The sequence below is a fragment of the Pseudoscardovia radai genome, assembly GCF_002259605.1.
Lineage (GTDB): Bacteria > Actinomycetota > Actinomycetes > Actinomycetales > Bifidobacteriaceae > Pseudoscardovia > Pseudoscardovia radai.
The window spans coordinates 1-23,575 of sequence record NZ_MWWR01000017.1; the positions used below are offsets into that span (position 1 = coordinate 1).

At 67.2% G+C, this 23,575-nt stretch carries 18 protein-coding genes and 1 pseudogene; 9 read left to right on the forward strand and 10 right to left on the reverse strand.

What is annotated here, in order from left to right:
- Positions 1-770 (reverse strand): annotated as a pseudogene (locus PSRA_RS07450) (hypothetical protein); the annotation flags it as partial.
- A gap of 275 nt (positions 771-1,045) precedes the next feature.
- Here PSRA_RS07450 and PSRA_RS07455 point away from each other — a divergent pair.
- The 3 genes from PSRA_RS07455 to PSRA_RS07465 all read left to right on the forward strand — a co-directional run bounded on the left by PSRA_RS07455 (position 1,046) and on the right by PSRA_RS07465 (position 6,409).
- Positions 1,046-1,342, forward strand: a complete 297-nt coding sequence (locus PSRA_RS07455) for a WhiB family transcriptional regulator (protein ID WP_094661322.1) — start codon at positions 1,046-1,048, stop codon at positions 1,340-1,342.
- A 230-nt stretch (positions 1,343-1,572) separates the two neighbouring features.
- The gene (locus tag PSRA_RS07460; protein WP_094661273.1) at positions 1,573-4,707 is read left to right on the forward strand and encodes a glycosyltransferase family protein; all 3,135 of its coding nucleotides are present in this window, start codon (positions 1,573-1,575) and stop codon (positions 4,705-4,707) included.
- Complete coding sequence (locus PSRA_RS07465) at positions 4,700-6,409, forward strand: DUF5719 family protein (protein ID WP_094661274.1); 1,710 nt, start codon at positions 4,700-4,702, stop codon at positions 6,407-6,409. The genes PSRA_RS07460 and PSRA_RS07465 overlap by 8 nt, the downstream gene beginning before the upstream one ends.
- Positions 6,410-6,469: 60 nt before the next feature.
- On the opposite strand, the gene PSRA_RS07470 is transcribed toward PSRA_RS07465, so the two are convergent.
- On the reverse strand, positions 6,470-7,105 hold the full coding sequence (locus PSRA_RS07470) for a metallopeptidase family protein (protein ID WP_338053282.1): 636 nt from the start codon (positions 7,103-7,105) through the stop codon (positions 6,470-6,472).
- A gap of 226 nt (positions 7,106-7,331) precedes the next feature.
- Here PSRA_RS07470 and PSRA_RS07475 point away from each other — a divergent pair, with 226 nt between their 5' ends.
- Both PSRA_RS07475 and PSRA_RS07480 read left to right on the forward strand, forming a co-directional pair.
- Positions 7,332-8,144 (forward strand): HAD-IIB family hydrolase, encoded by an 813-nt coding sequence (locus PSRA_RS07475; protein ID WP_094661275.1) that lies wholly within the window; start codon positions 7,332-7,334, stop codon positions 8,142-8,144.
- Positions 8,145-8,603: 459 nt separating this feature from the next.
- Positions 8,604-9,248 (forward strand): ComF family protein, encoded by a 645-nt coding sequence (locus tag PSRA_RS07480; protein WP_094661276.1) that lies wholly within the window; start codon positions 8,604-8,606, stop codon positions 9,246-9,248.
- Positions 9,249-9,342: 94 nt separating this feature from the next.
- Here PSRA_RS07480 and PSRA_RS07485 read toward each other — a convergent pair whose 3' ends face one another.
- The 5 genes from PSRA_RS07485 to glgB form a co-directional block, all read right to left on the reverse strand.
- Complete coding sequence (locus PSRA_RS07485) at positions 9,343-10,659, reverse strand: Y-family DNA polymerase (RefSeq protein WP_094661277.1); 1,317 nt, start codon at positions 10,657-10,659, stop codon at positions 9,343-9,345.
- Positions 10,656-11,183 carry a LexA family protein gene (locus PSRA_RS07490; RefSeq protein ID WP_094661278.1) on the reverse strand — a complete coding sequence of 176 codons (528 nt, stop codon included), beginning with the start codon at positions 11,181-11,183 and terminating at the stop codon, positions 10,656-10,658. The genes PSRA_RS07485 and PSRA_RS07490 overlap by 4 nt, the downstream gene beginning before the upstream one ends.
- A gap of 91 nt (positions 11,184-11,274) precedes the next feature.
- The gene (locus PSRA_RS07495; protein ID WP_094661324.1) at positions 11,275-12,390 is read right to left on the reverse strand and encodes a sensor histidine kinase; all 1,116 of its coding nucleotides are present in this window, start codon (positions 12,388-12,390) and stop codon (positions 11,275-11,277) included.
- A gap of 145 nt (positions 12,391-12,535) precedes the next feature.
- Complete coding sequence (locus tag PSRA_RS07500; RefSeq protein ID WP_094661279.1) at positions 12,536-13,273, reverse strand: response regulator transcription factor; 738 nt, start codon at positions 13,271-13,273, stop codon at positions 12,536-12,538.
- Positions 13,274-13,482: 209 nt separating this feature from the next.
- A complete protein-coding gene (gene glgB, locus PSRA_RS07505; protein ID WP_094661280.1) occupies positions 13,483-15,738 on the reverse strand; it encodes a 1,4-alpha-glucan branching protein GlgB in 2,256 nt (751 codons plus the stop codon).
- Between the two features lie 457 nt (positions 15,739-16,195).
- On the opposite strand from glgB, the gene PSRA_RS07510 reads away from it, so the two are divergent.
- Together PSRA_RS07510 and PSRA_RS07515 are read left to right on the forward strand one after the other, a co-directional pair.
- Entirely contained in the window at positions 16,196-16,810 is a 615-nt protein-coding gene (locus tag PSRA_RS07510; protein ID WP_094661281.1) for a CarD family transcriptional regulator, read from the forward strand.
- A 56-nt stretch (positions 16,811-16,866) separates the two neighbouring features.
- Positions 16,867-17,445, forward strand: coding sequence for a 2-C-methyl-D-erythritol 2,4-cyclodiphosphate synthase (locus PSRA_RS07515; RefSeq protein ID WP_094661325.1), 579 nt, complete (start codon positions 16,867-16,869; stop codon positions 17,443-17,445).
- A 19-nt stretch (positions 17,446-17,464) separates the two neighbouring features.
- Here the strand turns inward: PSRA_RS07515 and PSRA_RS07520 are convergent, their stop codons facing one another.
- The 3 genes from PSRA_RS07520 to PSRA_RS07530 form a co-directional block, all read right to left on the reverse strand.
- On the reverse strand, positions 17,465-18,295 hold the full coding sequence (locus PSRA_RS07520) for a metal ABC transporter permease (protein WP_412155660.1): 831 nt from the start codon (positions 18,293-18,295) through the stop codon (positions 17,465-17,467).
- On the reverse strand, positions 18,292-19,272 hold the full coding sequence (locus PSRA_RS07525) for a metal ABC transporter ATP-binding protein (protein ID WP_094661282.1): 981 nt from the start codon (positions 19,270-19,272) through the stop codon (positions 18,292-18,294). The genes PSRA_RS07520 and PSRA_RS07525 overlap by 4 nt, the downstream gene beginning before the upstream one ends.
- A gap of 236 nt (positions 19,273-19,508) precedes the next feature.
- Positions 19,509-20,564 (reverse strand): metal ABC transporter solute-binding protein, Zn/Mn family, encoded by a 1,056-nt coding sequence (locus tag PSRA_RS07530; protein ID WP_094661283.1) that lies wholly within the window; start codon positions 20,562-20,564, stop codon positions 19,509-19,511.
- Positions 20,565-20,893: 329 nt separating this feature from the next.
- Between PSRA_RS07530 and PSRA_RS07535 the strand changes: the two genes are divergently transcribed.
- Together PSRA_RS07535 and rpsA are read left to right on the forward strand one after the other, a co-directional pair.
- A complete protein-coding gene (locus PSRA_RS07535) occupies positions 20,894-21,796 on the forward strand; it encodes a bifunctional methylenetetrahydrofolate dehydrogenase/methenyltetrahydrofolate cyclohydrolase (RefSeq protein WP_094661284.1) in 903 nt (300 codons plus the stop codon).
- 163 nt (positions 21,797-21,959) lie between these two features.
- On the forward strand, positions 21,960-23,447 hold the full coding sequence (gene rpsA, locus PSRA_RS07540; RefSeq protein ID WP_094661285.1) for a 30S ribosomal protein S1: 1,488 nt from the start codon (positions 21,960-21,962) through the stop codon (positions 23,445-23,447).
- Positions 23,448-23,575: the final 128 nt, after the last annotated feature.

Sequence of the window (23,575 nt, forward strand, 5' to 3'; positions counted from 1 at the left end):
GTCTCGCCCCGCAGCTCGTCCGCCTCCCGGCGCAGGGCGTCGGCCTGCTCGCGCAGGGACGCGATGACCCGGAGCAGCTCCTCCACGTCCGCCGCCGAGACCGCCTCCCCGGCCCCGGCGGCCGGCTTGCCGGAGGCCTTTCCCGCCGCCTTCCCGGCAGGCTTTCCCGCCGCCTTGGCGGCGGTCTTCCCCGCGGCCTTGGCGGCAGGCTTTCCCGCCGCCTTCCCGGCAGGCTTTCCCGCGGCCTTGGCGGCGGGCCCTCCGGCCCCTCCCGTCCGCGCGGCGTCGGCCGCGCCGGCGCGCACGGCGCGCCCCGTCACGTCATCCATGGTCGGCTCCTCCAGTCCGCCGGGGTCCCGGCCCTCCAATCCTCTCACGGACCCCGCCGCCGGCGCCACCGGCACGCCGCCCGCCGCGGGAACCCGCCGCGACGGATCCGCACGGTCCACCCACTTGCGCAGCGTCCCGGGAGACGGATACCCCAGGCACCGGCACGTGCGCTGCACGCACCGGCCATGCGTCAGGAAATGCTCCACCGCCGCGCGCCTGAGCCCCTCGGGATACCCGCCCGCCGGCGCCGGCACCCTCGCGGGCGCGACCCTGCCCGGCACGCCCCCGTACCTCTCCAACGCGTACCGGCGGTACCACGCGCGCACCGAATGCCGGCTCGCCGGATACCCCAGCTCCCGCACCACGGCCGTCGCGCTCCGGTCCAGCCGCTCATACAACTCACACGCCCTGAGCCTCTGCTCCCGCGTATAACTAGCCATGACGCCCTCCAGTCAAAAGTCCAAGAAAACGTCACCACCTCGTTGCGGACATTTTTCGGCGGTTGCGGGACTCCGGGGCCCTGTTTTTGTCCGTAAGCCATCACATTGTTCCTGAGGAGATCCCGCGGCGGGATAGTGCCACACGGAAACTGGTTTTCCCTCATAAGTTACGTGGGTGTAGGCTTGAAGACGATGGAATGCTCACGGCGGCGATGCTGCTGCCGGGAACACGCGAGAGACATAAACAAAAACAGAGACAGGGAGACGAATACATCATGCTGGGAGTCCATACCAAAACCGAGGAGGCGGAGCAGTCGCTCATCGAGGAGATTCTGGGGCCTGACGAGCAGAAGGACACATGGCGAGGGGACGCCCTGTGCGCGCAGACCGATCCCGAGGCCTTCTTCCCTGACAAGGGTGGATCCACCCGCGACGCCAAGCGCATCTGCGCGCAGTGCGCGGTGCGTCAGAAGTGCCTGGAATGGGCCGTCGACCACGATGAGCGCTTCGGCATCTGGGGAGGCATGTCGGAACGCGAGCGCCGCCGCTACAAGAAGGAGCGCCGCGCCTGAGGACAGACGATTGCTTTCGTCCGGCGGGGTGAAGAGCCGCTCGCCCCGCCAACCGTGTCGCCGGCTCCGCTCGCCCGCCCGCCGCTCGCCCCGCCTAGATCCGGCGCCCGCCCCGCCAACCGCCCGCCCCGCCGCAATCGGGCGTTCCTCTTACAATGGGTTGCATTGCACAGACGATGGTGCGTCGGCAGATAGCAGATACGAATTGCAAGACGGCGAAGGAACTCTTCATGGATAATGCTCGCAGCGTGCGGCAGGCGATCGATTCGGCGATCATGGGCGCGGGGCTGCGGTCGGACAGGACCGTTGACCCGGAGGTGGCGGCGATCATCACCGTCGAATCCGACCTGCGGTATTTCAAAGACACCGTGACGGCCGTGTTCCGGCAGACGGTGCTCCCGGGAACCGTCATCATCGCCGATTGCGCGGACCGCTCCGGCGTCGTCGACACGCGTCGCATCGCCGTGACGTCCGACGGCCTGCGCTTCGTGCCCATGTCGAAGTCGTCCGCGTCGGCGCAGCCGCCGGCGCCCGAGCTTCCCGAGCGTTCCCTTTCGCGGTCCCGCGCACGCGCCGTGCGCGACATCACCGTGCATATCGTGTCGGTGACGGGCGCCGCGAGCTTCACCGACGCCGTCGGCCGCGCCCTCGATCGCGTGCAGCTTCCGCTCGGCGCCCATCAGATGTGGCTTCTTCACGATGACTCCCGCCCCGCCGACGACACCTGCCTGGCGGAGCTTCTGCGCGTGCGCCGCAATACGCCGACCGTCTCCGTCATCGGCGCCAAGCAGCTGGACTGGGAGGGCACAGCCCTTCACAACGTGGGCTACTACATGGCCCCGCACCATCGCATCGCCAGCCTTGTGGTGGACGGCGAGCCCGACCAGGAGCAGTACGACGCGCGCCAGGACGTGTTCGCCGTCTCGCTGGCCGGCGCCCTCGTCTCAGACACCGAATGGGAGCGCGTCTCCGGCGGCGACCGCCACGTCGGCACCTTCGCCGATTCGCGCGACTTCTGCCGCAGGATCTGCCTGTCGCGCGGCCGCGTCATCGTGGCGCCGAACGCGCGCATCGCGCACCGCCGCGCCCGCTACGAGGGCGTGCGCACGGCGGCCGGCGCCCCCGTCGCCGACGGCACCACCGTCCCCACCTACTCCGCCGTGCGCCGCGCCCGTGACCTGTACCTGTACTCCGACATCTCCCGCCCGTGGTGGGTCGTCGTCTGGCTGTGGCGCCTCCTGGTCGCACTCGTCCTGTTCGTGCGCCTGCTCGTCAACAAGCGCCCCTTCGCCGCCGCCTGCGAATTCATCGCCCCGTGGCGCAACCTCGTCGACGTCGGCTCCTTCTACGCCGTGCGCCGCAACGTCAGCGCCCAAAGCGTCATCTCCCAGCGCGACCTGAGCGTTCTCGCCGCCGACCGCGAGCAGCTCGAATCGTGGAACTCCCGCCGCCGCATCTTCGTCAGCGAGAAAACAACCGAACCCACAAACCAGCTCGTCGAGGATTACCTGCGCCAGCAGGCGCGCATCAAGCACCGCTGGGCCTTCGGCATGACGCTTGTCGCGCTCGTCGCCGGCATCGCCATCAACGGTCGCCTCTGGAGCGGCCTGTTCTCCGGCGCCCAGGTGGTTTCCGACACGCTCCTGCCCACCGGCACCGGCTACGCCGACCTCGCCCGCGCCGCCACAAGCACATGGAGCTTCGCCGGCGGCATGGGAACGAACGCCGCGCCGATGCCGTTCCTCCTCGTCCTGCTCGTGTTCTCCACCATCTGCCTGGGCCACGTCACCGCCGCCATCTGCGGCATCCTCCTGCTCGCCGCGCCGCTGTCCGCGCTCTCGTTCTGGGCCCTGACCGGCATCGTGACGCGCTCGAACCCCGTGCGCGTGCTCGCCGCCCTCTCCTGGGTGGCGCTCGGCGCCATGTCCGGCCTGTACGCCGACGCGAACCTGCCCATGCTCATCGTGTCGATCTTCCTGCCCGCCGGCATCGCCTTCGTTTTCAAGGCCGTCGGCATGTACCGCACCGAGGAGCGCGCGCAGGCCACGCCGTCCGCGCAGTCCGCCGCCTTCTCCGCGCTGTGCCTCGCCTTCGTCGTGGCCGCCGAACCGCAGTACGTGTTCGCGCTCGCGGTGTCGTTCGTGCTGTTCTTCGCGCTCGTGCGCTCCCACCGCAGCGTGCTGCTGCTCGTGCCGCTTCCCGCCGCGTTCGTCATCGCGCCGGCGCTCGCGCGCTCCGTGCTCGGCGTCGCCGACGGCAACTGGCGCCAGCTGTTCGGAGACATCATGCTGCCGACGGCGGCCGGCGAATCCTCCGGGTCGCTGCTGGGCGCCATGCTTCACGAATTCGGCTACGATGCCTCCGACGCGGTGTTGCCGCGCCTGGCGCTGTCGATGGGCCTGGCCGCGCTGCTCATCGTCACGATCCTCGCCATCGCCTCGCTGTGCCTGCCCTCCGTCCTGCGCATCTCGCGCATGATGTGGGTTATCGTCCTCAGCGGCATCGGCCTGGCCGTCGTCTCGCGCGCCGTGCTTATCGGCGTCGACGGCGCGGACGCCGTGCACGGCTCCGTGCTGCCCGGCCTGTTCCTCGCCGTCATGGGCCTTGTGATGTGCACGTGCATGCTCGCCGGAACCGCCGCCGAGCCCTTCGTCCGCTTCGTCAGCTCCGACGCCGAAAGCGTCAGGACCGCGTCCGTCATCGGGCGCGTGTTCCTGTGCGTGCTTCTCGCCCTGTGCACCGCCGCGTGGGGTGCCTCGGGCGCCGCGCTTATCTCCGGAGCGTCCGTGCGTGCCTCGGATGCCCAGCTGCCGATGGTCGTCACCGACTACCTGTCGCGCAGCCCCGAACACCGCGTGCTCACCGTGAAGGCCACGTCCGACACGTCGGTCGACTTCTCCATCATGCACACCTCGCGCGGCGACCTCGTCGACGAATCCGCCGCCGTCAACGTGCAGGAGGCGCTCCACGGCATGAACGACACCGACGCGCGCATCGCCTCCGACGTCTCGCAGCTGCTCGTCGGCTCGAACGCACAGGCCAGCTCCGACCTCGAAGGCCTGGGCTTCGGCGGCGTGTACGTGCTCGACGCCACCGGCGACAGCGGCCTTCAGTTTGTCTCGCACCTGCTGGCCAGCGGCAATACGCAGTCCGTCATCGACAAGGACGGCACCGCCTACGTGCGCTTCACCACCTACGCCGAGGAGGACCAGGGCGTCGATGCCTCCGCGCAGGACGCCGTCATGTCCAGCGGCTGGCGCAAGGCGTGGATCTGCAGCCTTGTTGCGATTCTCGTGATCTACTGCCTCGTGGCGCAGCCCTTCGGCCGCTCGCGCGAGGCGCAAGGAGGGGATATCAGTGAGTGAGCACCGCCGAGAAGGCCACTTCGACGATTCGAAATACGATTTCACCCAGACGATGCCCGCGATCGAGGGTGATTCCCTCGCCGACGCCCGCAGGGCGCGTCGTTCGCGCCGCATGCGCACGGCCACGAAGGCGACGCTCGCCGTGCTGAGCGCCATCGTGCTCGTGGGCGCCTCCGTGTACGGCGCCACGCTCGCCACGGCGCCCTCCGACGTGCAGGCGCAGTCCGGCGTGCATGTCGAGACCGTCGCGCGCAGCGAACTGCAATCGTATTGCCCCGAACGCATGCAGCTGGCCGACACCGCCGCCTACGGCGACAGCCAGTTCCAGGTCAGCGAGGGCAATATCTCCTCGCAGGCCGTGATCGCCGCGTCCGGCGATGTGCAGCTGGCCGCCGCCTCTTCTCTCGACGGCATCACCACCACGCCGCTGTCGGCCGGGACGGGCGCCGGCGCGCTTCTTGTGAACTCGCAGGCCGTCGACTCGGCGTCGCTGCTGGGCGACGCGTTCCTGACCCAGGCCACCGACGGCACGGGCCTGTTCGGCACGAGCGCCTCGTGGGCCACCGAAGGCGATCTGCGCGGCGTGGCGGCCGCGCAATGCGTCGCCACCGCCACGAAGCAGCGCGTCATCACGCCGTCCACCGGCTCGGGCTGGACCGAGCAGCTCGTGCTCGCCAACCCCGGCTCCATCGCCACCACCGTCACGCTTACCGCATGGGGCACATCGCGCGCCGGCTCGCTGAGCCTGGCCACCGCCGCCACCGTCACGGTGCCGGCCCGGGGCGAGACCACGGTGAGCCTCGGCGCGGCCGCCAACGGCGAGAACGCGCTCGTGGTCGACATCGACAGCCAGGCCATCCCCATCGCCGCCGTCGTGCGCTCCGTGTCGGCGGACGGCCTGACGCCGCGCGGCTCCGATTACGCCGTGGCCACGGCCGACGCCTCCACGCAGCTGCTCATTCCTGACGTTGCCTCCCTCGGCGACTCGCAGGCCACGCTGTTCTCCGAATCCGACACGACGGCCACCCTCACATGGCTGACGAAGGACGGCGTGAGCGACGCCACCACCGTGAGCCTGACGGGGCAGCAGGTGAAGGTCGCCGACCTCGGCACCGTGCCCGACGGCGCGTATGCGTTGCGCGTCACGGCCGGTGAGGCGCTGAACGCACAGGTGGTGGGAACGAAAAGCGGCGACGGGCAGTCCGATTTCGCCATCAGCGATGCGGTGGAGACCTCGCATGTGACGGGTCTGGCGATTCCTTCGGATACGCGCGCCACGCTTGTGTTGTCGAATACGTCGTCGTCCGACCAGGTGGCTTCGCTGAGCTGCTACGATGCGAGCGGCGCGCCCCTGGCGACGCATCAGGTGACGGTTCCCGCGAACGGCGCGACGACGGTGGACGTGTCGACGCTGGCCGGCGGGGCGGGGGAGAGCTCCGGTGACGGTGCGACTACCGACGGCACTTCTGGCGACGGCACGGCCCAGACCGCGACGCCCACCGTGGGCGCCATCATCGTGTCGGATTCCGCCGACGCCTCCCAGGCCTCCACGCTGCCTTCTACACTCGGCGTGGCGGCGACGCTGACGCAGCCCGACGTCGATGCGGCGTCGCTGCAGGGCATGTCCGTCATCGCCGGCACATCGCTCGAAGCGCCGTCCTATGACATCGAATCGACGCGCGACCAGCGACTTGTGAGCTGACGGCGCGGGCTGGCGGCCTGTGAGCCGAGCCTGCGCATTTTCCACGACCCGGACGGGCGGCTACATGCCCCAGTCCGGGTCGATGTCTTCGGGGTGCAGGCCGTTGAGATTGGCCAGCTGAAGCACGATTTCGTCGCGGATGAGGAACTCGAGGTCGATGCGGTCATGCGCCCTCGACTGGATCGGCATGCTGTACAGCACGATGCGCGCCGGCATGCCGTCCCGCGCGGGGAACGAGCGCGACAGCGGCACCGCGCGGTCCTCCCACTCCAGCGGATCGGACGGCGGCACGTCCTCGACCGCGCACTCCACATTGCACATGAGCTGTGGCCACGCCTGCTTCATGCGGCGCAGATACGAGACGGCCAGATCGTCGAAAATACCCGACTTCGTGCGGTAGCGCGGCATGCGCAGGCCGAACATCGGCTGGCGCTGCCCGCGTCCGTGGCGGTTGCGGTAGCAACGCCGCTCCCACGGCAGCGTGGAGCCCGGGCCGTAGGGTCGCGCAAAGCCGTAGGCACGCTGCTGAGACTGCTGCGGTTGCTGCGAGGAGGCCGACGATTGCGAGGATGCGGATGCCGGGGAATCCGACGATTCGGATGCCTGCGCCCCCTGGGTCTGCCGGGGCGTATGGGGGCGATGCGGCCGTCCGTCCGACTGCCAGTCCGAGGGGCGCTGCATGTTCGAGGATGTCATGATTCACAGCGTACAACGTCGGCTCGTCCGGGCAAGGGCAATGCGCGGGATTTCCGTGTGACACCGTACAATTGCCATGACCGGGGCGCTGCGCGCACCGTCATGCCGCCGTGCCCCGCACGCACGGCCGTGGCGGGCCCGCACGCCGCCCTATCGTGGTGCATATCGTCAACCAAGCCGCCATGCAGCGCACCTGACGCCGCGGCGGGGCAGCAAAGGAGGGTCCATGGGCGAGCTCACGCCGATGGCATGGGATGGAATCGACTACGGAGAGCTGGCCGCCCGCATCCGCGCCGTCGCCTTCGACCTCGACGGCACGCTGGCCCGCTCCAAGCAGCCCATGGCCCGGCCCATCGCCGGCGCCTTCGCCCGCCTCACGCATCTCATCCCCGTCGCCGTCATCTCCGGCGGGCGCTGGGAACTCGTCGACAGCCAGGTGCTCGCCATGGTGGGCGACGCCTCCGACCGCTCCAACCTCCACCTCATGCCCACGAGCGGCACGCAATACGTGCGTTGGGACGCCGCGGCCGGCAAATGGCACACGGTGTTCCGCCACGAGCTGACGCCCGCGCAGCGCGACGAGGCCATCGCCTCGCTCGAACGCCGCGCCCGCGAGCTCGGCAGCTGGGAGGAAAACACATGGGGCGAGCGCATCGAGGACCGCGGCAGCCAGATCACGTATTCCGCGCTCGGCCAGCAGGCGCCCGTCGACGCCAAGGAGGCGTGGGATCCGGACGGCAGCAAGCGCAAGGCGCTCGCGGAGGCCTGCCAGCGCGACCTGCCCGATCTCAGCGTGCGCGCCGGCGGCTCCACCAGCGTCGACATCTCCCTCAAGGGCATCGACAAGGCGTATGCCGTGCGCAAGCTCGCCTCGATCCTCGGCATCGAGGTGCCGCAGATCTGCTATATCGGCGACCGCATGGGCCCCGAGGGCAACGATTACCCGGCCGTGCAGGCGGGAACCGCGAGCATCCACGTGAACGGGCCGGAGGAAACGATCGAATGCATCGAGCGCCTTTGCGAGCATCTCGCGAAGTAGCGGATGCCCTGAAGCGGTTTTCCTGAAGCTGATTTTCAGCAGCGGATTTTGCCGAAGCAGCGAGGCGGCGGCAGGGCGCGGCGTCTTGTCGGCGCGGCGTGCGTTTGTGCGGCAGGGCGAACACCGCGAAGTTATCCACATTCTCCTGTCCGCCGGCGTGGCGCGCGCCCGATCCGATAGCCTCGGCACATGGGACGATTCATACGATTCTCCGTTTCCTCAGCCATCTCTTCCGCCATCTCCCGTCTGGCGGCGGGTGTCCGTCAGACGGCCGCCGTGGTGCGGGCGCTCGTGCATGAGGTCTCGCTGGTCCTTATGCCGCGCGGATGCGCCGGATGCGGGGCGGCCGACGAAGTGCTGTGCCCGGCGTGCACCGAGCGGTTCTCCGGACCGCAATGGCGGCCCCTTCCCGGATTGGCGACGGGACGCGTCTGGGCGTGCGCGCGGTACGAAGGGACCGTGCGCACCGCAATCCTGAGCTGGAAGGACCACGGCGATGTGGAGGCCGACCGACCTCTGGCCCAGGCCATGCGATCCCTCGTGCGCTTCTGCTGCGAGGACCTGGCGCTTGATGCTTTTTGCAGCGCTGTGGTGGGCGATCCGGCCACGGTGCTCGTCGTGCCCGCGCCATCCTCGGCGTCATCCATACGGCGGCGCGGACGTGTACAGGTCCAGCCCCTGGGGCAGGCCGTGGCTGACGAACTCCTGCGGATGGGCATCGATGCCGTCTATGCCCCGGCCCTTATCATGCGCGGCGTGACGAGGAAATCCGTTATGCGCTCCGGCATCCGCGACCGCGCCGCCCGTGTCCGGGACCACATCGCTGCCCGGCCCGTGCGCGTCCGGCTGGCGGGCGCAGGGCACGGGCGCGGTGGGGGAGCGGCTTGTCGGGTGCGTCGATTGTGTTGGCCGTGGCAGTTGCGGCGGCCACGGCGGTGCGAGATAACGGTCGAGGGGCGCCCCGTGCTGCTTGTCGACGATATCGTGACGACGGGCGCGACACTCGGCGAATGCGCCCGGGCCATCCGCGCCGCCGGCGGGATTCCCGTCGCCGGCCTTGCCCTTGCCCTCGTGCCCCGCCGTGGCCTGGACGAGGACGTCTGACGTCGCCAGTCAGGTTACGGACGGGCGGATTCCGGGTACCCGCACCGGCCAGACTGCACCGGGCAGACTGCGCCGGGCAGACTGGCTCCGGCAGTCAGGCGCGGACAACGGCCATCTCATCCCAACGCGTTGTACACCGGCGCGACATCATGGTCCGCTTCATGGTCCATGACGCTCCCGTGTCATCGTTCCACCGCCCCGTGCCGCGGATTCCGCTGTAGCCGATGCCGACGCGCGCAGGACCGAACTTATGCGTGATGCGTTCCAGCGTATCCCCGAGCCCCGTATCGCGCGTCGCCTCGAAACCCTCGAGCGGCTGGTACGCCTCGGCATCGCATAGGTCGCACAGCATGACGCCCGCCCGCACGTATCTCTCGCCGGGGATCATGCGCCCGCGCACGGCCTGGCAGGCGGCTTTGCAGATAACCACCGGGTCGTCCGACGGATTGTCCAGATGGCACAGGCCGGAGATATGCGTGCGCCCGGTGCCGTCCTCGTTCGTCGGCCCCGTGCCGCAGAACACGACCACCGTCGAGCACAGGCTGCCCTGCCGTGTGAGACGCCGCACGGCCTTCTGCGCATACACCTCCAGCGCCTGGCGCATCGTGGCCTCGTCGGCAACGGGGTGGGAGAACATGCGCGAGCACATGATCTGCGTCGTGCGCGTGCCATTAAGCGCACTGTTCTCGTCCTCGATGCACGGGGTGCCGCGCAGTTCGAGAACCGTGCGCTCGAGCCGCACCGAATACCGCCTCTGGATGGCCGCCGGGTCGCAGTCGCGCAGATCGGCCGCCGTCAGGATGCCGCGGCTCATAAGGCGCGGGGCCAGACGCCGGCCCACGCCCCAGATATCGGCCACATCCACGTCGCGCAGCGGGTCATGGCCCGCACGGTGCACGAGGTCGTCCCATGAGTCGACGCCATGGCGGGCGTCGTGCTTCTTGACCCAGTGGCTCGTGATCTTGGCCAGCGTTTTCGTGGGGGCGATGCCGACCGACACCGGCACGCCCACGCCGTGCAGCACGGCCGAGCGCATGGCGAGGCAGCGGTTAGTGAGCGCGACGTCGACGGGGGAGCGCGTTACGAGGAAGCATTCGTCGATCGAATAGATCTCCTGATGGGCGAAGAACCCAGACATCACCGACATCATGCGCGCCGACAGACTGGCGTACAGCTCGTAGTTCGAGCTGCGCGCCACCACGCCGTCGCGCTCGGCGCGGTCGCGGATCTTGAACCACGGGATGCCCTCGGGAATGCCCAGGGCCTTCGCCTGCGCGCTGCGCGCCACCACGCAGCCGTCGTTATTCGACAGCACCACCATGGGCCGTCCTATAAGCGAGGGGTCGAAAACGCATTCGCAGGACGCGAAGAAGCTGTTCGCGTCGGCGAGGATGAAGGTCGGGGCGCTCATGGCATGTCCCTTCCCGCCGACTGTGCCGCTGCCTGCGTCCTTGACTCCGTGCCAGCCACCGCGGGACGCCCGTACTGCGCGCGGCTGCACTGCCAGTGGTAGTTCCCGATGACGACGCCCCACACCGTCATGTCGTCGCCCGGATCCAGCCGGATATCCGGGTAGGCGGCGTTTTCCGGATGCAGGAACAGCCCTCCCTGCCTGTCCTGCGCCAGACGCTTAACCGTCAGCTCCCCGTCGACGGCCGCGATGACGATGTCATCGGGCCGCGGACGCAGTGACCGGTCGACGATGAGGATGTCGCCGTCGAAGATGCCGGCTCCCTCCATCGAGTCGCCGGCCACGCTGACGACGAATGTGGTGTCGGGGTGGATGATGAGGTTCTCGTCCAGCGAGAAATCACCCGTGAAATAGTCCTGCGCCACGGACGGAAAACCCGCATGGACCGCCTCGAGCGCCGCCGGCACCGGGTGCGGCGACACATCCAGCGGCCGTGGTGCGCTGACGATGCCATATCCAGCCATGGCCCCTCCTTTCGAACGTATGTACCAGTATAGAACACACGTTCGAAATAGGTGACCACTATCGTAAAAACGGCGGAACGACGCGCCTCGCTCAGCGTGTCGCGCCCTCCGCGCTGCCATCGGTCGCACCCTCCGCGTCATCGTGGTGGTGCTTCGGCAGCGTGATCTCGAAATCGGCGCCGCGCGGATCGTCGACCACGCGCACGGAACCGCCGTGCAACTGCGCCGCCCACCTCGCGATCGGCAGGCCCAGGCCCGTGCCGCCGGACTCGGTGCCCGGATGCCCTCCCTTGCCCTTGACGTAGCGGCGGAAGATATCGCCGCGCGCCGACACGGGGATCTGCGAGCCGTAGTTGATGACGTTCACCACCACCGTGTCATGCGGCTTGTCGACGCGCGCCTTGATAAGCACCTCGCTGCCGTCCGCCGAATGCTTGAGCGCGTTCGAGATAATGTTCGTGAAAAGCTGGCGCAGACGGTCGGGGTCGCCCTCCATCTCGATGTCGTCGGGAACGGTCATCGAGATGGTGTGGTTATGCCCTCCGTCGGCGATTTCGAGCGGCTCCGTCGTCTCCTCGATGAAATCCTTCAGGTTGAACGTCGTGATCTCGAGGCTCGCCGCGCCGGCCTCCATGCGCGAGAGATCGAGCAGGAAGGCGATGAGATCGCCCAGGCGCTGCGTTTGCGTAAGGATGCTTTCCAGATTCGCCTCGTTCGGCTCGATGATGCCGTCCGCCATGTTCTCGACCTGCGCCTGGAGTGCGGAGACGGGGGTGCGCAGCTCGTGGCTCACGTTCGCGATGAGGTCACGGCGCATCGTGTCGGAATGTTCCAGCTCCTCGGCCATGAGGTTGAAGGCGCGCGCCAGCTGGCCTATCTCGTCGCGGCTGCGCGTTGCGCCGTGCACGCGCACCTGGTAGTCGCCGTCCGAGACGGCCTCGGCCGCGTCGCGGATCTCGCGCAGCTGCGCCGTCAGGCCGCGGGAGAAGGCGTAGGTGATGGCCAGTGCCACCACCATCGTGATGGGGAAGGCGAACCATTCGCTCAGCCCGCATTTGAGCATGATCCACGACATGATGAAGACGATGATCGTGTCGATGATGATGAGGACGCTGAGCTCCACCTTCAGAGACGACAGCGTTCCGATGAGAACGGCGTGCTGGGCGCCGCGGCGACTGATATTCGACGCGGATGATGCCGTGCGCATGCGCGCGCCGCGTGTTTTCCTCTGCATTCGGTTTCCTCCCATGGCCGTCGGGCCCTCGGCCGCATTCGGCCGTCGTTCACATGGTATCGCGTCGGCGGCGGGGTACGAAAAAGGCGCTCCGACGGGGGAGCGCCTTGGCGTTTGTCTACTTCGCGGAGGGACGTGCTGGGGCACCCTCCGGCGGTTCGAAGGCGTAGCCGACGCCGTGCACGGTGCGGATCATCTCCGGGCCGAGCTTGTGGCGCAGCGCCTTGACATGCGAGTCCACCGTGCGCGTGCCCGAGGCGTCGACCCAGTCCCACACCTCTTCGAGCAGCGTCTCGCGGCTCAGCACCGTCTTGGGCTTGCGTGCGAGCGTGGCCAGAAGGTCGAACTCGGTGGGGGTCAGATGCACCTCCTCGCCGTGCAGCGTCACGATGCGCTGCGTGGGGTCGATGACGAGGTCGCCGTAGTCAAGGACCTTCTCGTTCTCCGAGTTCTTCGCGATGATCTTCGCACGCTCCACGCGGCGCAGAAGCGCCTTGCAGCGCGCGATGAGCTCGCGCATGGAGAACGGCTTGGTCATGTAGTCGTCCGCTCCCGCGCCCAGGCCGATGACCTTGTCGGATTCGTCGTCGCGGGCCGTCAGGATGAGGACGGGCACCGGGCGCGCGGCCGTGATGCGTCGCGTCGCCTCGAGTCCATCCATGACGGGGAGCATGATGTCCATGATCACCAGATCCGGCTTGATCTGGGCGGCCGTCTGCACGGCGCTCTGACCGTCGGCGCATACGCGCGCGGTCCAGCCTTCCGCGGCCAGTCGCTGGGCGATGGCCGTGGCGAGCGTCGGTTCGTCCTCCACCACGAGAACCGTGTAATTCTCTTGCCCGGCAGTAGTGCTCATAAATGTCGTCTTTCTATTTCAGGGCGGTGGCTTTCGCCGACCGCCCTGAAATCCTCATGAAGTCATAAGACCGCGAATGCCGTGCCGCGGGCGGGCGAATGCGATGCGATGTGCATATCGCCCGTCGTGTCAATCCGCCGAATGGCGAATCGGCAATCGTCTCGCCGAATCGTCAATCGTCGGATCTTCCGACCGCCCGCGGCAGGAACTCAGTCTTCCACCGGCTTCAAGAATATCGCACCGAGTGCGGGAACGGTAACCTTCGTGGAGAACGGACGCGAATGGTATTCGCCTGCGTTCGCCTCGATGTCATCGTTGTGGATGTTGGACCCGCCGTAGGCGAGGTCGTCGGTGGTGAGGATCTCCTTCCACTTGCCGCCGCGGGGCAGCGGCACCTGGTAGTCGCTCCAGGCGGTGCCGGAGAAGTTCACGACCACGACGAGCGGGTTGCCGGCCTTGTCGAGGCGCATGTAGCTCAGCGTGTTGTGGTCGGCGTCGTCCGAGGTCAGCCACTGGAAGCCGGCCGGGTCGTTGTCGAGCTCCCACAGCGCCGGGTTCTCGCGGTAGACGCGGTTGAGGTCGCGCACGAGACGCTGCACGCCCTGGTGGTCCTGCCAGTTGAGGGAATCCCAGTCGATGCTCCAGTTCTCGTTCCACTCGCCGAACTGCGCCAGCTCGTTGCCCATGAAGGAGAGCTTCTTGCCCGGATGCGTCCACTGGTAGGCGAACAGCGCGCGCACGCCGGCGAAGCGCTGCCAGTCGTTGCCCGGCATGCGGCCGATGAGGGAGCCCTTGCCGTGCACCACCTCGTCATGCGAGATCGGGAGCACGTAATGCTCGGAGTAGGCGTACACCATCGAGAACGTGATCTCGTCGTGGTGCCACTTGCGGTCGATCGGCGGGTACTGCAGGTACTGCAGCGTATCGTGCATCCAGCCCATGTTCCACTTCAGGCCGAAGCCCAGGCCGTTCGCGCTCGTCGGGGCGGTGACGCCCGGCCACGCGGTGGACTCCTCGGCGATCATCATGATGCCGGGGTAGTTGAGGTAGCACGTGCCCGTGGCCTCCTTGAGGAACTCGATGGCCTCGAGGTTCTCGCGGCCGCCGTAGATGTTCGGGCGCCACTGGCCGGGCTCGCGGCTGTAGTCGAGGTACAGCATGGACGACACGGCGTCGACGCGCAGGCCGTCCACATGGTACTCGTCGAGCCAGTAGCAGGCGTTCGCCACGAGGAAGTTGCGCACCTCGTTGCGGCCGAAGTTGAACACATACGTGCCCCAGTCGGGATGCTCGCCGCGCAGCGGGTCCGGATCTTCGTACAGCGGGGTGCCGTCGAAGCGGCCGAGGGCGAAATCGTCCTTCGGGAAATGGGCGGGGACCCAGTCCATGATGACGCCGATGCCGGCCTTGTGGAAGCGGTCGACCATGTACTTGAAGTCGTCGACGTCGCCGAAGCGGGAGTCGGGGGCGTAGTAGCCGGTCACCTGATAGCCCCAGGATCCGGCGAAGGGGTGCTCGGCGAGCGGCAGGAACTCGACGTGGGTGAAGCCCATGTCCTTGACATAGCGCACCAGTTCATCGGCGAGCTGGCGGTAGGTGTATCCCTGCTTCCACGATCCGGCGTGGACCTCGTAGATGCTCAGCGGACCGGTGTGGGGGTTGGTGGTGGAGCGACGCTGCATCCACTCCTCGTCCTGCCACTGGTAGTGCGAGTCCGACACGATCGACGCGGTCTCCGGCGGGATCTGGTGATGGCGCTCGTACGGGTCGGCCTTCTGCTTCCACTCGTTGTTCGCGTTGAGCAGTTCGAACTTGTATCGGTCGCCGCCCTTGAGGCCCGGGATGAAGATCTCCCAGATGCCGGAGTTGCCCAGTTCGCGCATGGCGTGGGTGCGTCCGCTCCATCCGTTGAAGTCTCCGACAACCCTCACGCAGTGTGCGTTCGGGGCCCAGACCACGAACGAGACGCCCGTGATCGAATCGGCGGACGAGCCGTCGGGGGAGCCCATCGGATCGATGTAGGTGCGCACATGCGCGCCCATGACCTCCCACAGGCGGTAGTGGCGGCCTTCGCCGAACAGGTACATGTCGACGTCACCCACGGTGGGCAGGTAACGGTAGGGATCGTCGAGAACCGTCTCGGACCCGTCCTCGTACGTCGCGTGAATGCGATAGTCGGGGACCGAGTGGGAGCCGTCCTTGGCGGAGGCTGCGGGGACGACGGCCACGAACACGCCGTTCCACTCATGCTTCGCCTCGTATTCCACACCATCGACCGTCACAATCGTGACTTCCTTCGCCATGGGGCGCAGGACGCGGACCGTGGCGTAGCGGTCGTTCGGCGCCGGGTTGAGGTGGGCGCCGAGAATCTGGTGCGGGTCGTAATAGACGCCGTTGCTGACACGGTCGAGTGCGTCGTGGTCGACTTCGATCGGTGTCGCATCTGTGATTACTGTCTTCTCCATATCACGAAGTTTACGAGACACTTTGAGCAAATTGCAACGTGAAACGCTGCCGATGCCGGAAATTGGCCCCATATTTGGACGAAGTCATCCTCTGTTCTGGCGATTCGCGGCGCTGCGGGAGGGGTGGGGTGGGTTTTGGGAGGGGGTGGCGTTCGGCGGGTGTGGCGGCACCCACTTTGGGCAGTTTGGGTGGGTTTGGGGCGTTTGGCGGGCTGGTTTTGGCGTTAAGTGGGTGTGGTGGTACCCGCTTTAGGCAGTTTCGGGCGGTTGGGAACGGTTTTGGGGCCCGAAATGGCGTTGAGTGGGTGTGGTGGCACCCACTTTAGACGATTTGGGGTTGGAATCGTGTTACGCATGCGCGTCGTCGTTCGTTTCGTTCGCTCTGGGAGTATTCGCCGGCAGGTCGAGGGGGCATGGCATACTATGACAGATCGGGCGACTCTGGAGGAATGCATTCATGGCTTATCATATCGGCGATACGGTTGTTTATCCCCGCCACGGCGCGGCGCGAGTGGAGGATATCCAGGACCGCAAGACGCCGGACGGCCAGACCCACACGTATCTCAAGCTCGACGTGCTCTCGACCGATGGACTCGTTATCTTCGTCCCGGAGGAGAACGTCGAAAGCATCGGCGTGCGTGACATCGTCGATGGCAACGACGTGGGCAAGGTCTTCGAGATCCTGCGCACCCCGGTCGAGGAGGAGAAGACGAACTGGTCGCGGCGCTACAAGCTCAACCAGGAGCGCATCTCTTCGGGCGACCTGCCGCAGATTGCGCATGTGGTGCGCGACCTGTCGCAGCGCGATGACGACGATCACGGCCTGTCCGCCGGCGAGAAGCGCATGCTGAGCAAGGCGCGCAAGGTGCTTACGGCAGAGATCTCGCTCTCGGAGAAGCTCTCCGAGGAGGAGACGCAGCGCCTGCTCGACGTCAACCTCGGCTTCGCCGATCCGCAGCCGGGCGACGAGAAGCATCACACGAAGGCTCCGGACGAGCCGGCGAGCGAAACGCTTGCGCGCATCGAGGCCCAGAACGCGAAGACCAAGAAGCGCACGACGAAGAAGAAATGAGCGACGATTCCATGATCGGCGGGTCGGCTGCGGCCGGCGGCGCCGAGTTTCCGGCGATGCGCATCGGGCAGGGGTTCGATGCGCATCGCTTTTGCATACGTGGCGGCGATTCCGCCCTCGGCGAGGCTGACGGCGCTGCGCCCGTGCCCAGCAAGGAGGCGCCTCGCAAGGAGGCATCTTGCGAGGAAGCGCCGCAGCGCGAGTTGTGGCTCGCCTGCATACGATGGACCGATGACGAGGCGCGCGGAGTGGCCGGATTCGAGGGGGATTCCGACGGCGATGTGGCGGCCCACGCCCTGATCGACGCCATGCTGTCGGCATGCGACATGGGGGATATCGGATCGTTTTTCGGCGTCGGCGCATCCAGCCGTGGGGCCGGGCTCCATGGCGCGCCCATGCTGCGGGAGGTGGCCGCCGCCTGCTCGAAGGAAGGGTGGCGTTTCGCGAACGGCTGCGTGACCATCGTGGGAAACGAACCGCATGTGTCGCGCCATCGCGATGATGCGGCGCGCGCGATGTCCGCCGCCGCCGGCTTCCCCGTGCGCATCACCGCCACCACCAGCGACGGCATGGGGTTCACGGGGCGCGGCGAGGGCGCGGCCGCCCTGGCCAGCGTCCTCGCCTATCGCGGGTAACGCCGCACCCCGGGCGCGCCTACCGCTGCGTCCGCCCGGTCGCGATCCGCGCCACGAGCCACAGCACGGTGCTGATCGTGACGATGACGAAGCTCGGCGGGAACGGGAACATGGCGGCGAGCACAAGCCCGCCCCAGATGCTCGCCAGGCACAGCACGCCCGACAGCAGCATCGCGGACATGGGGGAGCGCGTGAGCATGATGGCGGTGGCCGACGGCGTGACGACCAACGCAAACACGAGCAGTGTGCCCACGGCGGGCGCCGCCACGGTGATGACACCGGCCATCAGCGCCATGTACAGCATGCCCATGAGCCCGACCGGCACGCCCTTGGCGCGCGCCACCTGCTCGTTGAGGGAGCTGAACAGCAGCGGACGGTAGATGACGGCGAGCACCAGGAGCAGCACCGCGTCGAACGCGGCGAATCCGATGAGCTGCTCGTGCGAGATGGTCAGGATCGAGCCGAAGAGAATCGACTGCATCTGCTTGGTGGCAGCCGACGACATGCGTGCGAAGAACATGCCCAGGCCCGTGGCGAAGGCCAGTACGGTGCCGGTGGCGATTTCGCGCTGCGACGCGCGCTTGCCGAGCGCGCCGATGATCAGCGCGCCGATCAGCGAGAACAGTCCCATGCCCCAGGATACGGGCAGTCCGAGCAGCACGGCGCCGGTCGCGCCCGGCAGTCCGATGTCGGCGAGCGCGTGGGCGGCGAACGACGAATGCCGGGTGATGGTGAAGTAGCCCATGGCGCCGGCCGCGATGGCGATGAGCAGTCCGGCGACCAGTGCGTTCGACATGAACGAGCCCGTGAGCAGGCCCCACCAATCGTTGTTGAATGTGAAATTCATCATGCCTGCCTTTCCTCGCGCGCCGCGCCGTCCGCGCGATCCGTCCCGTTGCCGTCCCGGTAGTGCCGGCGGAAGAAGCTCGCCGCCTCGTCCGCTGCCAGTGTGCCGGTCCCATGCCCCTCGGGTTCGACGGCCGGGTTCGGCGTGACGAACATGTCGCCCTGCGGCGTCGTGACGATTTCGATGCGCGTGCCGTACAGATGCGTGAGCAGGTCGGAGTCGAGCACGTCGGACATGCCCGAGTAGTGGGGGTGCCCGTCGAGCAGGTACACCGCTCCGGTGAGGATCGGCAGCAGCATGTTGAGGTCGTGCGACACGATCTGGATGGTCATGCCCCACTCGCGGTTAAGCCGCGCGAACAGCTCGACCATCGCGTTCTGGCTGGCCAGGTCGAGGTTGGCGAGAGGCTCGTCGAGAAGCAGCAGCTCGGGATGCCCGACGAGCGCCTGCGCGATGGCCGCGCGCTGGCGCAGGCCGCCCGACAGCTCGCTCAGGCGCATGCGCTCCTTGCCGGCAAGGCCGACGAATTCGATGGCCTCGGCCGCGTCGGCGCGCTGCTCGCGCGTCACGCGGCGCAAGCCGAAGCGCGTGCCCGTCATGCCGAGGAGCACGGACTGGCCCACCGTCACGTTCGAATCGAGGTCGTCCATGTAGTTCTGCGGTACATAGCCGATGCGGCGGTTGTTGGCGCCGGCCGGCGCGCCGAGCACGCGCACGCTGCCGCGCGACAGCTCGAGCAGGCCGAGTTCGACGTCGATGAGCGTGGTTTTGCCCGCGCCGTTGGCTCCCACGATGGCCGTGACGGTTCCGCGCGGGATGGTGAAGGTGCCGTTCGACCAGATGACATGCCCGCCGCGCTCCACCGTGGCGTCGCGCAGTTCGATGCACGGCTGGGCGTCGGCATTCTCGACGATGGCGTCGGCATTCTTTACGATGGCTCCGCCTCTGCGCGCGGCGCCTGGTGCGTTGTGTGCTGTCATTCTCCGGTTCCTCCGATGGCCGGGCGCGCGTCGTGCGGAATGCGACGGCGTGCGTCTGTCTATTGAGAAACATTCTCAACTGACCCATGGACGTTCGGGCGGAGGTGCGATGAGACGGGGATGGGAGGGGCAGAGGCCGGGACGGGAGGCAGGGTCGGGAGGCGCGGAAAACAAACGGCGCCACGATGGTTCCTGCCATCGTGGCGCCGCGGAAAGATGCCAGCGCAATCGTCGTATCAGTTCGACGCGCTCGCGGATGCCGAATCGCTACCGTCGCCTGCGCTCGCCGATGTCGAACCCGGCGCCGACCCGCTCGCGCTCGCCGACGCCGACGCGTTCGCCGCCTTCTGGGCGGCGTCCAGCGCGTCGGATACATCGTCCACATACTGCGAAAGCCACTTATGCAGCGAGTTCTGCGCCAGGGGCATCGTCTCGGTCAGCGCCAGCACCTGCATGCCCTGCACCGTGCCGGCCGCCGCCAGAACCGTGTCGGTCGCGCTTGTCGGGCGCTGCGTATCGTTGAGCAGCAGGCGCGCGGACCCCGTCGTCACCGCCTTGGTCATGGCCGTCACCTGGTCCTCGTCCGGCGTCTGGCCCTTGGTCATGGACTTCGACCAGTCGTCCGGCGTGTCATCGGTCATGCCCGCCTCGGCGAGCAGGTAGTAGGCCGCGGGCGCAGTGGCGAGGTAGTGCGCGTCCTTGTGCTTTGACTTGAGGTCGTCGATCTTGGTGTCGAGCTCGTCCTCGGCGGCTTTCCACTCGTCGAGGTTCTTCTGGAAGATGTCGCTGGAATCCGGCGCCGCCTTCATCAGCGCGTCGGCCACGGCGTCGGCCACTCCGCGGCGCGTGTCGGACGACATCCACAGGAACGGGTTGTCGCCGTCGGTGGCGCCGACCGTGGAGGCGGCGTTGATGACGGTCTGGTCGCGCGTCGTCTGGTCGGAGGCCCAGGTGTCGTAGCCCGCGCCGTCCACGATCACGATCTGCGCGTCGGCGATCTGCGCCTTCTGGTCGGCGGTGGGCGCGAAGGAGGTCATGTCGGTGTCGGAGGAGTCCACGATGGACGTGACCTTCACCTCGTCGCCGCCAATGCTCTCGGCGATCGACCCCCACGTGTTCTCGGCGGCCACCACGGGGATGGGGCCGGACGGGGTGGCCGCGGACTGCTCGGATGCCGATGCCCCGCCGGATGCGGTGCCGGACGCGGGGCCGCATCCCGTGAGTGCGGCGGACAGGAGGACCGCGCAGCTGCACGCGGCGGCGATCCGGGACAAAGCGCTGGACAATGACATGCCTCTCCTCTTTCCGTTGGGAAGCCCCTCCGCCGGACGATTCGTTGAATCCGCGGGATCCGTGGATCCCGGATCGTCCGGCGAAGCATGGGGAAATCGTCGGAAAGCCGCGCCTTGCGCGCGCCTTCCCGGTTTGGTCGCTTCCCCAACCTGTTCTCAGGGTAGCCTAAAATGCGGAAAAGCATGCGGATTGCCGACGCCCGGGCGCGATTATGCGGGCCCGGACGTCGTTCCCCCGGCCGTTCGCACGCCCGACATGGCTTATGCATGGCCACGCGTATACGGCATGACGTATACGGTCATACGGCAACAACACGGCAAGGAGACACATGGCGCTGGTACTCGACGGCAAGGCCGCTGCGGCACAGATCAAGAAGGACCTGGCGGCGCGCGTCGCCAGGCTGCGCGAGGCGGGCCACCCGGTCGGCCTCGGCACGCTTCTGGTGGGGGATGACGCGGGGTCGGCCAAGTATGTGGCCGGCAAGCACCGCGACTGCGCCGAGGTCGGCATCGAATCCATCCGCGAGGACCTTCCCGGCGACGCATCCTTCGACGATATCGCCGCCGCCGTCCGCCGCCTCAACGAGAACCCCGCCTGCACCGGATACATCGTGCAGCTGCCGCTTCCCGACGGCATCGACTCCACGCGAATCGTGGAGATGGTCGACCCCGCCAAGGACGCCGACGGCATGCATCCGTACAACCTCGGCCAGATGGTGCTGCACACGAACGGCGACTCGCGCTACCCGCTGCCATGCACGCCGCGTGGCGTCATCGACCTCATGGAACGCAACGGCATCGGCCTCGACGGCAGGAACGTCGTCGTGCTCGGCCGTGGCGTCACCATCGGCCGCACCATCGGCCTATTGCTGACCAACCGCGGCGTCGACGCCACCGTCACGCTGTGCCACACGCATACGCGCGGCCTGCACGACATCATGCGCCGCGCGGACGTCATCGTGGCTGCGATGGGGCAGGCGCATTTCGTCAAGCCGGAAGACATCAATCCCGACGCCGTGCTCATGGACGTCGGCGTGTCGCGGGTGTATGACGAGCAGGCCGGACGCTGGCGCGTGCTCGGCGACGTGGCCCCCGCCTGTCATGACGTGTGCGCCGCGTATTCGCCGAATCCGGGCGGCGTGGGGCCCATGACGCGCGCCATGCTGCTGAGCAACGTGGTGGAGATGGCGGAGCGCCGCGCAGGTATTGTTTTTGGCGATGCCGAGGAGTAGGATATTGCTCTGTGTGCGTGGCGCAAGCCGCGTGCCACAGCCGCCCGAGTCAGGGAACCGTTCCGCAGTCGTTCGCGCGATGGCGACGGTTCGCGTGAGCCCGCGGTCGAATAACTGAAAAACGATTGTATTGTCCACCCAACTATCAGAAACAACCAACCATATGGCAGAAAACACGAACGAGGTCCCGCAGGTCGCCATCAACGATATCGGCTCTGTGGATGACTTCATCAAGGCAGTCGACGCCACCATCAAGAACTTCGACGATGGTGATCTGGTCGAGGGCACTGTTGTCAAGATCGATCACGACGAAGTCCTTCTGGATATCGGCTACAAGACCGAAGGTGTGATTCCTTCGCGCGAACTTTCCATCAAGAAGGATGTCGATCCCGATGATGTCGTTAAGGTTGGCGACACCGTCGAGGCCCTTGTCATCACCAAGGAAGACAAGGAAGGACGCCTCATCCTCTCCAAGAAGCGTGCGCAGTACGAGCGCGCCTGGGGCGAGGTCGAGAAGATCAAGGAAGCGGACGGCGTCGTCGAAGGCACCGTCATCGAGGCTGTCAAGGGCGGCCTCATCGTCGACATCGGTCTGCGCGGCTTCCTGCCCGCCTCCCTCGTCGAGATGCGCCGCGTGCGCGACCTCCAGCCGTACATCGGCCAGAAGATCAAGGCCAAGATCCTCGAGCTCGACAAGAACCGCAACAACGTGGTCCTCTCCCGTCGCCAGTACCTCGAGGAGACCCAGTCCGAGGTGCGCGAGACCTTCCTCTCGCAGCTCAAGAAGGGCCAGATCCGCGAGGGCGTCATCAGCTCCATCGTCAACTTCGGTGCGTTCGTCGATCTCGGCGGTGTGGACGGTCTCATCCACGTGTCCGAGCTCTCCTGGAAGCACATCGACCACCCGTCCGAGGTCGTCAAGGTCGGCGACAAGGTCACCGTCGAGGTTCTCGACGTGGATCTCGAGCGCGAGCGCATCTCCCTGTCGCTCAAGGCGACGCAGGAGGATCCGTGGCGCCGCTTCGCCCGCACCCACGTTCCCGGCCAGATCGTCAAGGGCAAGGTCACCAAGATCGTGCAGTTCGGCGTGTTCATCTCCGTCGACGACGGCATCGAGGGCCTGGTCCACATCTCCGAGCTCGCCAACCGTCACGTGGAGAACCCCGAGACCGTTGTCAAGCCGGGCGAAGAGGTGTTCGTCAAGGTGATCGACGTCGATCTCGACCGTCGCCGCATCTCCCTGTCTCTCAAGCAGGCCAACGATTCCGTGGATCCGAACTCCGAGGACTTCGATCCGGCTGTCTACGGCATGCCGGCCGAGTACGACGAGAACGGCAACTACAAGTACCCGGAGGGCTTCGACCCGGAGACCAACGAGTGGATGGAAGGCTACGAGAAGCAGCGCGAGGAGTGGGAGTCGCAGTACGCGGCCGCTCACGAGCTGTGGGAGGAGCACAAGGCGTTCGTCGCCAAGGAGCTCGCCAACGCCGACGCTTCCGCCGCCGCCGATGGCCAGACCGAATCCCGCCGTTCCCGCGAGGCCGAGGAAGAGCCGACCAACTACTCTTCTCCGGCGTCCGGCGAAGGCACGCTTGCGTCCGATGACAAGCTCGCCGCCCTGCGCGATGAGCTGCTGCACCAGTCCAAGTAAGACCTTTCTGGTTCTGTTCCGCGGGGAGTCCCGAGCGAGACGCCCTGCGGTTTCGACCCGGTTTCGCGCCGGGTTCGCGGATAACATCGCTTAAGCCCAGGGGCCCGGTTTTCCGGGCCCCTGTTTTT